12 protein-coding genes are annotated in these 13,787 nt (G+C 60.9%); 4 read left to right on the plus strand and 8 right to left on the minus strand.

Annotation, left to right across the window (positions count from 1 at the left end; genetic code table 11):
- Window positions 1-225: 225 nt before the first annotated feature.
- Window positions 226-1,548 (plus strand): MFS transporter, encoded by a 1,323-nt coding sequence (locus BLS87_RS12545; RefSeq protein ID WP_074752804.1) that lies wholly within the window; start codon window positions 226-228, stop codon window positions 1,546-1,548.
- Window positions 1,549-1,712: 164 nt separating this feature from the next.
- Here the strand turns inward: BLS87_RS12545 and purT are convergent, their stop codons facing one another.
- From purT to BLS87_RS12565, 4 genes are all read right to left on the minus strand, one after another.
- Window positions 1,713-2,894 carry a formate-dependent phosphoribosylglycinamide formyltransferase gene (purT, locus tag BLS87_RS12550; RefSeq protein WP_074752805.1) on the minus strand — a complete coding sequence of 394 codons (1,182 nt, stop codon included), beginning with the start codon at window positions 2,892-2,894 and terminating at the stop codon, window positions 1,713-1,715.
- Window positions 2,895-3,014: 120 nt separating this feature from the next.
- A complete protein-coding gene (locus BLS87_RS12555) occupies window positions 3,015-3,233 on the minus strand; it encodes a DUF1289 domain-containing protein (protein ID WP_074752806.1) in 219 nt (72 codons plus the stop codon).
- The gene (locus BLS87_RS12560) at window positions 3,233-3,757 is read right to left on the minus strand and encodes a gamma carbonic anhydrase family protein (RefSeq protein ID WP_074752807.1); all 525 of its coding nucleotides are present in this window, start codon (window positions 3,755-3,757) and stop codon (window positions 3,233-3,235) included. Before BLS87_RS12560 ends, BLS87_RS12555 begins: the two co-directional genes overlap by 1 nt.
- 68 nt (window positions 3,758-3,825) lie before the next feature.
- The gene (locus tag BLS87_RS12565; protein WP_074752808.1) at window positions 3,826-4,437 is read right to left on the minus strand and encodes a CoA pyrophosphatase; all 612 of its coding nucleotides are present in this window, start codon (window positions 4,435-4,437) and stop codon (window positions 3,826-3,828) included.
- A 159-nt stretch (window positions 4,438-4,596) separates the two neighbouring features.
- Here BLS87_RS12565 and BLS87_RS12570 point away from each other — a divergent pair, with 159 nt between their 5' ends.
- Together BLS87_RS12570 and BLS87_RS12575 are read left to right on the plus strand one after the other, a co-directional pair.
- The gene (locus tag BLS87_RS12570) at window positions 4,597-5,148 is read left to right on the plus strand and encodes an NUDIX hydrolase (RefSeq protein WP_074752809.1); all 552 of its coding nucleotides are present in this window, start codon (window positions 4,597-4,599) and stop codon (window positions 5,146-5,148) included.
- Window positions 5,149-5,197: 49 nt separating this feature from the next.
- The gene (locus BLS87_RS12575) at window positions 5,198-5,761 is read left to right on the plus strand and encodes a L,D-transpeptidase family protein (RefSeq protein ID WP_074752810.1); all 564 of its coding nucleotides are present in this window, start codon (window positions 5,198-5,200) and stop codon (window positions 5,759-5,761) included.
- Window positions 5,762-5,928: 167 nt separating this feature from the next.
- On the opposite strand, the gene BLS87_RS12580 is transcribed toward BLS87_RS12575, so the two are convergent.
- Both BLS87_RS12580 and purL read right to left on the minus strand, forming a co-directional pair.
- Window positions 5,929-6,240, minus strand: coding sequence for a YqfO family protein (locus tag BLS87_RS12580; RefSeq protein ID WP_074752811.1), 312 nt, complete (start codon window positions 6,238-6,240; stop codon window positions 5,929-5,931).
- Window positions 6,241-6,246: 6 nt separating this feature from the next.
- Window positions 6,247-10,146 (minus strand): phosphoribosylformylglycinamidine synthase, encoded by a 3,900-nt coding sequence (gene purL / locus BLS87_RS12585; RefSeq protein ID WP_074752812.1) that lies wholly within the window; start codon window positions 10,144-10,146, stop codon window positions 6,247-6,249.
- A 215-nt stretch (window positions 10,147-10,361) separates the two neighbouring features.
- On the opposite strand from purL, the gene mltF reads away from it, so the two are divergent.
- The gene (gene mltF / locus BLS87_RS12590) at window positions 10,362-11,822 is read left to right on the plus strand and encodes a membrane-bound lytic murein transglycosylase MltF (protein WP_074752813.1); all 1,461 of its coding nucleotides are present in this window, start codon (window positions 10,362-10,364) and stop codon (window positions 11,820-11,822) included.
- 60 nt (window positions 11,823-11,882) lie between these two features.
- Here the strand turns inward: mltF and tadA are convergent, their stop codons facing one another.
- Together tadA and BLS87_RS12600 are read right to left on the minus strand one after the other, a co-directional pair.
- A complete protein-coding gene (gene tadA / locus BLS87_RS12595; RefSeq protein WP_074752814.1) occupies window positions 11,883-12,365 on the minus strand; it encodes a tRNA adenosine(34) deaminase TadA in 483 nt (160 codons plus the stop codon).
- Window positions 12,365-13,735 (minus strand): multicopper oxidase family protein, encoded by a 1,371-nt coding sequence (locus BLS87_RS12600; protein WP_074752815.1) that lies wholly within the window; start codon window positions 13,733-13,735, stop codon window positions 12,365-12,367. Before BLS87_RS12600 ends, tadA begins: the two co-directional genes overlap by 1 nt.
- Window positions 13,736-13,787 lie beyond the last annotated feature (52 nt).

The following is a 13,787-nucleotide window of genomic DNA, read 5'->3' on the forward strand; positions in this document are numbered from 1 at the left end:
CGATCCGCGTGCTACCCGCACAAAGCGCGATCCGGCCAGTCACTCAGCCTGACGTCTTCACGCAACACCCTGGCCAGCTCATATCCCGAGCGTCGCCAGTCGCCTTCGCCCGCATCCGGGCTAGTCTGTTCAGCGCTGTACCCAAAAATAATTAACGATTGCTCCAGCGCGCGTACGATCTTTCGTTCCTCGCTGACAGGCAAGATGACTGCCAGGGATACCCGCATGACCAGCACTTCCACCTATCAGCCAAGCGACGAGCGCGAGGCACGTCCTGCCAACTCCGCCGCCCGCGTGGCCACCGCCAGCTTCATTGGCACCGCCATCGAGTTCTATGACTTCTACGTCTACGCCACCGCCGCGGCGCTGGTGATCGGGCCGGTGTTCTTCCCGCAGACTTCCAGCACCGCACAGATGCTGTCGGCATTTCTGACCTTCGGTATCGCGTTTCTGGCGCGCCCGCTGGGCTCCGCGCTGTTCGGCCACTTTGGCGACCGCATCGGCCGTAAATCGACACTGGTCGCTTCTTTGCTGCTGATGGGCATCTGCACCACCCTGATCGGCGTGTTGCCCGGCTATGAAGCCATAGGCTCGTGGGCGCCGATCCTGCTGTGCGTCCTGCGTTTTGGCCAAGGGCTCGGACTGGGTGGCGAATGGGGCGGTGCCGCATTGCTCGCCACCGAGAATGCACCCAAAGGCAAACGCGCCTGGTTCGGCATGTTCCCGCAACTCGGCCCTTCGATCGGTTTCCTCGCGGCCAATGGCCTGTTTCTGACGCTGGCCATGACCCTGACCGACGAACAATTCCGCTCGTGGGGCTGGCGCGTTCCGTTCCTGCTCAGCGCGGTGCTGGTCGTAATTGGTTTGTACGTGCGCCTGAAGCTGGAAGAAACACCGGTCTTCGCCAAAGCCATCGCGCGCAATGAACGCCTGAAAATGCCGATTGCCGAGCTGTTTTCGCAATACTGGGCGCCGATGCTGCTGGGCGCGGCGTCGATGGTGGTGTGTTACGCGCTGTTCTATATCTCGACCGTGTTCTCCCTGAGCTACGGGGTCAAGACGCTGGGCTACAGCCGTGAGTCGTTCTTGGCCATGCTGTGTTTTGCCGTGCTGTTCATGGCACTGGCCACCCCGCTTTCCGCATGGGCCAGTGACCGTTTCGGGCGCAAGCCGGTACTGATCATTGGTGGTGTACTGGCAATTCTGTCGGGTTTTCTGATGGAACCGCTGCTGACACATGGCACGACCTGGGCCGTGACACTGTTCCTGTCGATCGAGTTGTTCCTGATGGGCGTGACGTTCGCACCGATGGGCGCGATGTTGCCTGAACTGTTTCCCACTCGCGTGCGCTATACCGGCGCGTCGGCGGCCTACAACATCGGTGGGATCGTCGGCGCGTCGGTTGCACCGTTCTTCGCACAGAAACTGGTAGAGATGGGTGGATTGAGCTGGGTCGGCGGCTATGTATCAGCCGCGGCACTGATCAGCGTGATCGCGGTGCTGTGCCTGAAAGAAACCCGTCATGCGGATCTGGATACGATCAGGTAATGCCTGATCTGTAGGAGCGCGCTTGCCCGCGATTGCGGTGTGTCAGGTAAAAATGGGGTGTTGACCCACCGCAATCGCGGGCAAGCGCGCTCCTACACGGCACCGCGTAAGCCACACACAAAAACGGCGCCACTGAGGGCGCCGTTTTTTTGTTGCGGGAACGCTTACAGCTGAACCTTGACGGCCATCGACGAGCGGGTCGCCTTGCCGCGCGCGGCTTCGATCGACACGTCACGCGCCAGGGCCACACCCATGCGGCGCTGGCCGTTGACTTCAGGCTTGCCGAACAGACGCAGCGCGGTGTCTGGCTCGCTCAGGGCTTGTTCCAGGTTGGCGAAGGCGGTCTGGGTCGATGTGCCTTCCACCAGAATCACCGCCGAGGCCGATGGGCCGAACTGGCGGATCAACGGAATCGGCAGGCCCAGAATCGCGCGAGCGTGCAGCGCGAACTGCGACAGGTCCTGGGAAATCAGGGTGACAAGACCGGTGTCGTGAGGACGCGGCGACACTTCGCTGAACCAGACTTGATCGCCCTTGATGAACAGCTCGACGCCAAACAGGCCGCGGCCGCCCAGTGCTTCGGTCACGGCCTTGGCAACGCGCTCGGACTCCGCCAGTGCAATCGGACTCATGGCTTGTGGCTGCCAGGATTCCTGATAGTCGCCCTTCTCCTGACGGTGGCCGACCGGCGCGCAGAACGTAGTGCCGCCGACGTGACGCACGGTCAGCAGGGTGATTTCGTAGTCGAAGTCGATGAAGCCTTCGATGATCACGCGGCCTTTGCCGGCACGACCGCCTTCCTGCGCGTAATCCCACGCCTTCTGGATATCAGCGTCGGTTTTCAACAGGCTCTGCCCCTTGCCCGACGAGCTCATGACCGGCTTGACGACGCACGGGAAGCCCAGGTCTTCGACGGCTTTCTTGTAGTCTTCGAAAGTGTCGGCAAAGTGATACGGCGAGGTCGGCAGATCCAGCTCTTCAGCCGCCAGACGGCGAATGCCTTCGCGGTTCATGGTCAGCTGTGCGGCACGCGCCGTCGGGATCACGGTGAAACCTTCGGACTCCAGCTCCACCAGCGTCGCGGTGGCGATCGCTTCGATTTCCGGGACGATGTAATGCGGCTTCTCGGCCTCGATCACGGCACGCAGCGCGGCGCCGTCGAGCATGTTAATCACATGACTGCGGTGCGCGACTTGCATGGCCGGAGCATTGGCGTAACGGTCGACGGCAATCACTTCAACGCCCAGGCGTTGCAGTTCGATCACCACTTCCTTGCCCAGCTCACCGCAACCGCAGAGCAATACGCGGGTCGCGGTCGGCGACAGTGGAGTTCCGATTTGAGTCATCACAGGTCCTCGTGGAGCAGATATCGAGGGCAGCCCGCCATGGACGAGCAACCGCAGGGGAGAAAGGCGCGCAATTTACCACGAAGGCCGGGGATTGGGGTGCGACCGCGGACGGGCGCCTCAGCGAGCGGGCACCGAGAACATCATCCCGCTGGCCTTGGCGCGATCATCACAGAGCACCAGCACTGCGCGCCGCGCCTCGTTGCTCATGCGACTCCAGCCGGTGATTTCCGCAACGGTGCGCTGGCAGCCGACGCAGATATCGGCCTCGTCCAGCGCACAGATGCTCACGCAGGGCGAACGAACGGGTTTCTCGTGTTGTGTAGGGTCGGTGGACATCAGTCTTCCTGTGGCGCCAGATCGCGTGCGTAACGCTGCGCATTGTGAACGTAATGCGCGGCGCTGGCCTCAAGCATTTTCTTCTGCGCGTCGGTCAGCTCACGCACGATCTTGCCGGGCGATCCCATCACGAGCGAGCCATCCGGAATCACCTTGCCTTCGCCGATCAGCGAGTTGGCGCCGATGATGCAGTATTTGCCGATTTTGGCGCCGTTGAGGATCACCGAGTTGATGCCGATGAGCGTGTTGTCGTCCACGGTGCAGCCATGCAGCATGACGTTGTGGCCGATGGTCACGTTCCTGCCGATGGTCAGCGGCGACCCCATGTCGGTGTGTATGACCGTGCCATCTTGCACGTTGCTGTTCTCGCCGATATCGATCAGTTCGTTATCCCCGCGCAGCACCGCACCGAACCAGACGCTGGCGTTGGCCTGAAGCCTGACGTTGCCGATCAGGGTGGCGGTCGGCGCGATCCAGCTTTGCGGGTGGGCTTGGACACGGGACGTCCCCAGACGGTATTTCATATTGTTGTCCTCAAGGCTCTGCGGCCGTGGGTCGAGCGCATGGCTCACGGTTGAATGAAGAAGTGCGGTCAGGACTTCAAGGTGTGAATGATCGAGCGCTTGGGCGGATGGTTGAGGCTGATATTGCTCTCGAACATTACGTTCATGAGTTCGACAATCATGATGGCCGTCAGCCCCCAGATCTTGTACTCGCCAAAACGATAGCTCGGCACGTACCAACTGCGACCCTGATAATCGATGCGGTGAGTGTGCTCGCGGGCGTCCTCTCGAAAAAACGCCAGAGGAACGCTAAATACGGCAGCGATCTCGCCGTCATTGGGACGGTATTCGACGAAGTCGGGAATCACGCCCACGTACGGTGTGACTTTGATTCCGTGCTTGGAGATCAGCGGACTGAGGGGGCCGACGATCTCGACCAGTCCAGGCGGCAGGCCGATTTCTTCTTCGGCCTCGCGCAGCGCCGTGAAGATCAGGTCCGGGTCTTCCGGATCACGCCGGCCACCCGGAAACGCCACTTCGCCACCGTGCGTCGATAGACCGCTGGCACGCAAGGTCAAGACCAGTTCAGGTTCGTCGCTGCGGGTGATGGGCAGTAACACCGCCGCCTCGGGAAAGCGTTTGTCCGTTTCCAGAGTGCCCGGCGTATGGCTGCTTATACGACTAAGTAGCTCGTCCAGCATGGGAATTCTCGTCCTGTTGCCTACCCGGCATCATGCACCAAAGCGCGAATGCGCCCAACCCCTTGCAGTACATCCGGGCAGCCGTTAACAAGACGCCACTTGCCGACCACCCGCGCCGCACGCCAAGATAGCCGCTGACGACAGGAACCCGATTCGATCATGAAATTCTGCAGCCAATGCGGCGAACAGGTTATCCAGCGCATTCCCGAGGGCGATAGCCGCCCGCGTTACGTGTGCGAACACTGCCATACGATTCATTACCAGAACCCGAACATTGTCGCCGGTGTACTGCCGATATGGGACGACAAGGTGTTGCTGTGCCGTCGCGCCATCGAGCCGCGCCTGGGTTACTGGACGCTGCCGGCAGGCTTCATGGAGAACGGCGAAAGCGTCGAACAGGCCGCCCGACGAGAAACTGTCGAGGAGGCCTGCGCCCTTCTGGAAGACCTGCACCTGTACGCAATGATCGACGTGCCGCACATCAATCAGGTGCACATTTTCTACCGGGCCAGCATGGCCGGTGCGGAGTTTGCCGCAGGCGTTGAAAGCCTTGAGGTGAAGTTGTTCGATGAGGCCGACATTCCGTGGTCAGAGCTGGCTTTCCACACGGTTCGACGTACCCTAGAATGCTTCTTTATCGACCGGCGGCATCAAGAATTCCCGGTGCATACCGATTGCCTTTCTGTGTCACCCCCACTTAAAACCACTTGATCAGATGACGACGCGCGATTGCCGCGCGAGCTTCAGGGATACCGTGTAAATGCGTTTGTTGCTTGCCGTTCTATGTCTGTCGTTCGCTCCGCTGTCGCAGGCGGCGTTTACTCAGACCATCGTCCCGAAAGGGAGCGAGCAGAAGTTCATCGGCGGAAAGGTCGTGGACACGCAAGACATTTCCAAGCGCAGCATCGACAAGATTCTGGTGATCAAGTCCGCGCATCAGTTGCAGTTGATGAGCAACGGAGAGGCGCTGAAGACCTACCGCATCTCACTGGGCAAGGCGCCCAAGGGACCGAAACTGCAGGAAGGCGACCAACGTACCCCTGAAGGCTTTTACTGGCTGGACTACCGCAAGACCAGCGACGCCTACAACCTGTCGCTGCACATCTCCTACCCCAACATCTCCGACTCTGCCCGTGCCCGCCGCGAGGGTGTGAACCCGGGCAGCATGATCATGATCCACGGCACGCCGGTCAGCGAAGACTACCCGGAGTGGTACTTCCACACGCTGGACTGGACCAATGGCTGCATCGCGATGAAGAACAGCGACATCCGCGAAGTCTGGGATCTGGTCAAAGACGGCACGATGATCGAGATTCGGCCGTAAGCTCACTACCGCCTGGCAGGCAGCCGGGCTCGCACAAGGACGAAGCAGATCCCTATGGGCGCGAAATCATGATTGATTGGGTGGTGTCGTCACAGGATCGTGGTGACTGTACGAATTTTTGCCAATGAATTCGTTTCCACCGAGACGTCCGTGGCGATCCATCACACTCAAAAATCCGCCAGCTTCCACACTTCATAAGCGGGTGTTTCATAGGGGTGGCTGTGCTTGAGCGCAGCCACCGCCTGTTGAATCAGCGCATCGTCGACGACCAGCTCGACTTTCCACTCCTCCACGTGCTCGATCTCACCGGTCTGCCCAATGAACGGCTGACTGCCGTCCAGCGGGCGAAACTGACCTTGGCCGAGCACCTGCCATGAGCAGCAGTCATACGCGCCGATTCGCCCAGCGCCGGCGGCGAACACTGCGCGCTTGACCTGCTCTACATGGCTCGATGGAACAAAGAAAGCGAGCTTGTACATCAGCGCTTAATTGACCCACACACGTGCGTTGCGGAACATGCGCATCCACGCGCCATCTTCGGCCCACTCGTCCGGACGCCACGAGTTGTTCACCGCTCGGAACACGCGCTCAGGGTGCGGCATCATGATGGTGACGCGACCGTCGCGGGTGGTCAGGCCGGTGATACCGCGCGGCGAGCCGTTCGGGTTGGCCGGATAGTTTTCGGTAACCTTGCCGTGATTGTCGACGAAACGCATCGCGACCGTGCCGGACGCATCGCTTTCGAGCAAAGCCTCAGGCGACTTGAACTCCGCATGACCTTCACCGTGAGCGATGGCGATGGGCATGCGCGAACCGGCCATGCCTTGCAGGAAGATCGACGCCGACTTCTGGATTTCAACCATTGCCACGCGCGCTTCGAACTGCTCGGAACGGTTACGAACGAAGTGTGGCCAGAACTCGCTGCCCGGAATCAGCTCGTGCAGGTTGGACATCATCTGGCAACCGTTGCACACGCCCAGCGCGAAGCTGTCGGTACGCGCGAAGAAGCCCTGGAAGGCATCACGGGCGCGGCTGTTGAACAGGGCCGACTTGGCCCAGCCTTCACCGGCACCCAGCACGTCGCCGTAGGAGAAACCGCCGCAGGCCACCAGACCTTTGAACTCGTTCAGGTCGACGCGGCCCGCGAGGATGTCACTCATGTGCACGTCAACCGAAGCGAACCCGGCGCGGTCGAACGCCGCCGCCATCTCGACCTGACCGTTCACACCTTGCTCACGCAGGACCGCCACTTGTGGGCGCACGCCTTTCTTGATGTAAGGCGCAGCGATGTCGTCGTTGACGTCGTAGCCCAGCTTGACGCTCAGGCCCGGGTTGTCTTCTTCCAGCAGTGCGTCGAATTCCTGATCAGCGCAGTCAGCGTTATCACGCAGACGCTGGATCTGGTAGCTGGTCTCGCTCCACTGACGTTGCAGCAGACGACGATCACCCTTGAACAGCTCTTCGGCATTGAGCCTGATGGTCACTTCACTGTTGTTTACCGGCTGACCGATGACCGCAACGCAGTCGTCGCCCAGACCGGCAGCGCTGAACTGTGCGAGCACCAGTGGGGTAGCGTCGTGACGGACCTGAATGACCGCACCCAGCTCTTCGTTGAAGAGAATGGCCGCGACTTTTTCACGCTTGCCGGTCAGGGTGTCCAGCTGCAGGTTCAGACCGCAGTGACCGGCGAACGCCATTTCCAGCACGGTGGTCATCAGACCGCCGTCGGAACGGTCGTGGTAAGCCAGCAGGTGGCCGTCGGCGTTCAGGCCCTGGATCACGGCGAAGAACGCCTTCAGGTCTTCAGCGTCATCGACGTCCGGTGCCGCGTTGCCAAGCTTGCCGTGGGTCTGCGCGAGAATCGATGCACCCATACGGTTCTGGCCGCGGCCCAGATCGATCAGGATCAGGTCGGTCAAACCCTTGTCCATGCGCAGTTGCGGGGTCAGGGTGCCACGAATGTCCGTGACCGGCGCAAAGCCGGTGACGATCAGCGACATCGGCGAGGTGACGGTTTTTTCCGCACCTTCATCGCTCCAGCGGGTTTTCATGGACATGGAGTCCTTGCCCACCGGAATGGTGATGCCCAGCTCAGGGCACAACTCCATGCCGACCGCTTTGACGGTGTCGTACAAACGGGCGTCTTCGCCCGGGTGACCGGCCGCAGACATCCAGTTGGCCGACAGTTTGATGTCGGAAATCTTGCCGATGCGCGAGGCCGCAATGTTGGTCAGAGTCTCGCCGATCGCCATGCGACCGGACGCTGGCGCATCCAGCAGTGCCAGCGGCGTGCGCTCGCCCATGGCCATGGCTTCACCGGTGTAAACGTCAAAGCTGGTCGCGGTAACAGCGACGTCAGCCACAGGCACCTGCCAAGGGCCGACCATCTGGTCGCGATTGACCAGGCCGGTGATGCTGCGGTCGCCAATGGTGATCAGGAAGTTCTTGCTCGCCACGGCCGGGTGATGCAGAACGCGATGAACGCTTTCTTCGAGGTCGAGGGTGCTTGGGTCGAAATCGTCACCCAGCTCGGCTTCGCGGTTGGCCGAACGGTGCATGCGCGGCGCCTTGCCGAGCAAAACTTCCAGCGGCATGTCCACAGGACTGTTGCCGAAATGGCTATCGGTCACGGTCAGTTGTGGCTCTTCGGTGGCTTCACCGACGACTGCAAACGGGCAACGCTCGCGTTCGCAAATGGCTTTGAAGCGTTCGAAATCAGGGGCGCTCACGGCCAGGACATAACGCTCCTGAGACTCGTTGCTCCAGATTTCCAGCGGGGCCATGCCTGGCTCGTCGTTCGGCACGTTGCGCAATTCGAAGCGGCCGCCACGACCACCATCGTTGACCAGCTCAGGGAAGGCGTTGGACAGACCGCCTGCACCGACGTCGTGAATGAACGCGATCGGGTTCTTGTCGCCCAGCTGCCAGCAGCGGTCGATCACTTCCTGACAACGACGCTCCATTTCAGGGTTTTCCCGCTGAACCGACGCGAAGTCCAGATCAGCCGAGCTGGTGCCGGTCGCCATGGAAGACGCCGCGCCACCACCCAGACCGATCAGCATCGCCGGGCCGCCCAGCACGATCAGCTTGGCGCCGACCGTGATTTCGCCCTTCTGCACGTGCTCTGCACGGATGTTGCCCATGCCGCCCGCCAGCATGATCGGCTTGTGGTAACCACGGACTTCTTCACCGTGCGGGGTGTTGATCGACTGCTCGAACGTACGGAAGTAACCGGTCAGCGCCGGACGACCGAATTCGTTGTTGAACGCAGCGCCGCCCAGCGGGCCTTCGATCATGATGTCCAGCGGGGTGACGATGCGCTCAGGCTTGCCGTAAGGCTTTTCCCAAGGCTGCTCGAAACCCGGAATGTTCAGGTTGGAAACGGTGAAACCGGTCAGGCCGGCCTTCGGCTTGGCGCCACGGCCGGTTGCGCCTTCGTCGCGGATCTCGCCGCCCGAACCGGTGGATGCGCCGGGGAACGGAGCGATCGCGGTCGGGTGGTTGTGCGTCTCGACCTTCATCAGGATGTGCACCGGCTCCTGCACCGCACCGTACTGGCGGGTTTCAGGGTTCGGGAAGAAACGACCCGCCACGCTGCCGACGATGACCGATGCGTTGTCCTTGTAAGCGGACAGCACGCCTTCGTTGTGCATCTGGTAGGTGTTCTTGATCATGCCGAACAGGCTTTTTTCCTGGCTCTGACCGTCGATGTCCCAACTGGCGTTGAAGATCTTGTGGCGGCAGTGCTCGGAGTTCGCCTGGGCGAACATCATCAGTTCGATATCGTGCGGATTGCGTTTCAGGCCGGTGAAAGCGGTGACCAGATAATCGATTTCGTCTTCGGCCAGGGCCAGGCCCAGCTCGACGTTGGCTTTTTCCAGCGCGGCGCGGCCGCCACCCAGCACATCGACTGCGGTCAGCGGCTTGGGCTCTGCGTGGCTGAACAAGCCCGCTGCCTGTTCCAGCGCGCTCAGGACCAGTTGGGTCATGCGGTCGTGCAGGATGTCGGCGACGATCTGTGCTTCGGCTTCGCTGAACTGACCTTCTACATAAAAGGCAATGCCACGCTCAAGACGCTGGATCTTGGTCAGGCTGCAATTGCGGGCGATGTCGGTGGCCTTGCTCGACCACGGCGAAATGGTGCCGAAACGCGGCAGTACCAGGAACAGACGACCACGAGGCTCTTGAACCGGCACGCTCGGGCCGTATTTCAACAGACGGGCAAGGACTTGCTGCTCATCCTCTGTCAGGACGCCGGTAACCTCAGCGAAGTGAGCGAATTCAGCGTACAGGCCACTCACAGCTGGAACTTTATCGTTCAACTGCTCAAGTAATTTCTTGTGGCGGAAGGCGGAAAGGGCGGGAGCACCACGCAAGATCAACATCGTCGGGACAGCCTCGGGGAAGGGGGTGTGCTTTGAGGCCGTGCATTCTAGCCTAAACCGGGGGCTTTCGGCACCCGAAACAAAGGCTTCTGCGCATCCGAATGTCGGTGTTTGCGGATCTCCTACTGAGATGAGTAAAAAATCTGACTGCTCTATCAGACGCGATCATCGCTGTCGAGATATGGCGGTCAGTGCGCTTTGCGTATACTGCACCGATGTTTTCCCCATCTGATTTCCGCCCACGCTGTGCCAAGTGGCTCATCGCAACCGGAATCTTCCTGCTGCTCGGTGCCTGTGTTGAGAAACCCAACACGCTGGAACGAGTCAAGGAGGATGGCGTTCTGCGCGTCGTCACCCGCAACAGCCCGGCGACCTACTTCCAGGATCGCAACGGTGAAACCGGTTTCGAGTATGAACTGGTCAAGCGTTTCGCCGACGATCTGGGCGTGGAACTGAAGATCGAAACCGCTGACAACCTTGACGACCTGTTCGACCAGATGAACAAGCCCGGCGGCCCCGTGCTTGCAGCCGCCGGTTTGGTCAGCACCGAAAACCGCGCGAAACAGGTGCGTTTCTCGCACTCTTATCTGGAGGTCACGCCTCAGGTCATCTACCGCAACGGTCAGTCGCGCCCTACCGACCCGGGCGACCTGGTCGGCAAACGCATCCTGGTGCTCAAAGGCAGCAGTCACGCCGAGCAACTGGCGGCATTGAAGGTCAAGTATCCCGGCATCAACTACGAAGAATCCGATCAGGTCGAAGTCGTCGATCTGCTGCGCATGGTCGATGAAGGCCAGATCGACCTGACACTGGTGGACTCCAACGAACTGGCGATGAACCAGGTCTACTTCCCCAACGTGCGCGTGGCGTTCGATCTGGGCGACGGTCGCGACCAGCGCTGGGCCGTCGCGTTGGGCGCCGACAACAGCCTGATGAACGAAATCAACACCTTCCTCGACAAGATGCAGAAGAACGGCATGCTGCAGCGGCTCAAAGACCGCTATTACGGGCATGTCGACGTGCTGGGTTACGTCGGCGCCTACACCTTCGCCCAGCACCTGCAGGAACGTCTCCCCAAATACGAGAAGCATTTTCAGGCCGCCGCCAAGCAAGAACAGGTCGACTGGCGGTTGCTCGCCGCGATTGGCTATCAGGAATCGCTGTGGCAGCCGGCCGTGACGTCCAAGACCGGTGTTCGCGGGCTGATGATGCTGACCCAGAGCACCGCGCAAGCGATGGGCGTTTCCAACCGGCTGGATGCCAAGCAAAGCATTCAAGGTGGCGCCAAGTATTTCGCCTACGTGAAGGATCAGCTTGAGGATACCATCCAGGAACCGGATCGTACCTGGATGGCGCTCGCGTCCTACAACATCGGCACGGGACACCTCGACGATGCGCGCAAGATGGCGGAGAGCGAAGGCCTGAACCCGAACAAATGGCTGGACGTGAAAAAGATGCTGCCGCGTCTCTCGCAGAAGAAGTGGTACAGCAAGACGCGCTACGGTTACGCCCGCGGGGGCGAGCCTGTCAGCTTCGTCGCGAACATCCGCCGTTATTACGACATTCTGACGTGGGTCACCCAACCGCAGCTGGAAGGCAGTCAGGTTGCTGAAGGCAACCTGCACGTGCCGGGCGTGGACAAGACCAAACCGCCAGAAGAAAAGGCCCCGCTTTAAGCGGGATCTGCGTGATCACTCCGGGGATTTGTCAGGACCTCAACAGACGCTAAAAACTCATCATCCCTTCGCCCGCCTCATCCTGAAAAACTCGCTCAACATCGCCCCGCACTCCTCCCCCAGCACGCCACCTTCGAACAGTACCCGATGGTTGAGAAACGGCTGAGCAAAGAACTGCCCCTGGCTCTGCACTACGCCCGCTTTGGGTTCGGTGGCACCGAACACCACACGCGTGATCCGCGAATGCACGATCAGGCCTGCGCACATGCTGCAGGGTTCGAGGGTGACATACAGCGTGCTGCCCGGCAGACGGTAGTTGCTGACCGCCTGAGCCGCAGCGCGGATTGCAACCATTTCAGCGTGCGCGCTCGGGTCGCTGCCACTGATCGGGCAGTTGAAACCGCGCCCGATGATCACGCCGTCCTGAACCACCACCGCGCCCACCGGGACCTCGCCCAGCAGCGCTCCCTCAGCGGCCAACGCCAGTGCTTCTCGCATGAAATGCTGATCGCGGCTGCGATCAATGATGTGCGGCTGCCGCATTACGAAACCTCAATAGCTGCCATAAGACCGGTTTCCATGTGATCGATCACATGGCAGTGGAACATCCACACGCCGGGATTATCCGCTACCAGCGCGACGCGCGCGCGCTCGTTTCGACCTAACAGGTAGGTGTCGGTGAAATACGGGATCACGTCCTTGCGGTTGGACGCGATCACTTTGAAGCTCATCCCGTGCAAGTGAATCGGGTGCTGATACTGGGTCATGTTCTTCAGCTCGAAGATGTAGCTCTTACCCTTTTCCAGCCTCGCGATTGGCCGATCGGCGCAGGTCTTGTCCGTGATGTCCCAGGCTTTGCCGTTGATCTGCCACAAGCTCGGCGGCTTGCCTTCGGCACTCACCGACATCGAGCCGACCCATTCGAAGTTGAAGTTAAGCTTCTCGGCGTTGGCCAGGTCGGGCTCGGCGACCGGATTGGCAGGCAACTCGGGGGGCCACTCGCCGAGCGTGCCATTACTGGCCACCGAGCGGAAGGTCCCCAACCGTACCGGACCGTTACGCAACGACAACTCCTCACCGGCTGCGGGTGCCCTGATCGCCAGACAGATGCGCATCCCCGGCCCGAGCCAGTAATCCTTGCCCAATGGACGTGGCTTGACCGGGTTGCCGTCCAGCGCATAAATCATCGCCTCGGCGTCCGGCAGGTTCAGGCGATAGGTCACCGTGTTGTCGAGGTTGAGAATGCGCACGCGGGTGATCTGACCGGCAGGCAGCTCGATCACGCCCTGCGGCACGCCATTGATCGTGGATAACCGCCCCGCCGTGCCTTCACGAGCCGCTTCGCGAGTGACGCTGAAATCAGTGAAGGCGCCCTGCTCGTCCACGTGCCAGCTTTTCAGACTGACGACCCGCTCATGAGCAAATCCGGTCGGCTCGCGCTCCTCAACGATCAACGGCCCAACCAGCCCGCGCCCCAGTTCTTCGCTGCTGCTGACGTGGGGGTGATACCAGTAGCTGCCCGCGTCAGGCACGCGGAATGTGTAGTCGAAGTACTCGCCCGGCTTGACCGGCAGCTGCGACACATAAGGCACGCCGTCCATCTCCAGCGGCAGCCGGATGCCATGCCAGTGAATGGTCGTCTCCACAGGCAACTGATTGATGAAACGCACCCGCAGCCAGTCACCTTGCCGAACCCGCAACTCCGTGCCCGGCGCCGTCGCGCCAAACGCCCAGGCGGGCGTCTTGAAACCGGAAACCAGCTCAACGTCCAGTGGCGCAGCGATCAACTCGTAGTCATGCCCTTCCCCCGGCCCCGTGCGCCCAAGCCAGTACCGCGAAGCCCCGCCCGCGCCGAGCCCGACCACAGCAAGACCGGCCAGACCTCCAAGAATTTGTCGACGGGTGAAAGACATCAGCCACGGCACCTGTATAAAGCCTGAAACGAAACAAAGCGCTGAATGAGAG

Origin of the sequence: Pseudomonas abietaniphila, from assembly GCF_900100795.1 — a bacterium.
Classification (GTDB): domain Bacteria; phylum Pseudomonadota; class Gammaproteobacteria; order Pseudomonadales; family Pseudomonadaceae; genus Aquipseudomonas; species Aquipseudomonas abietaniphila.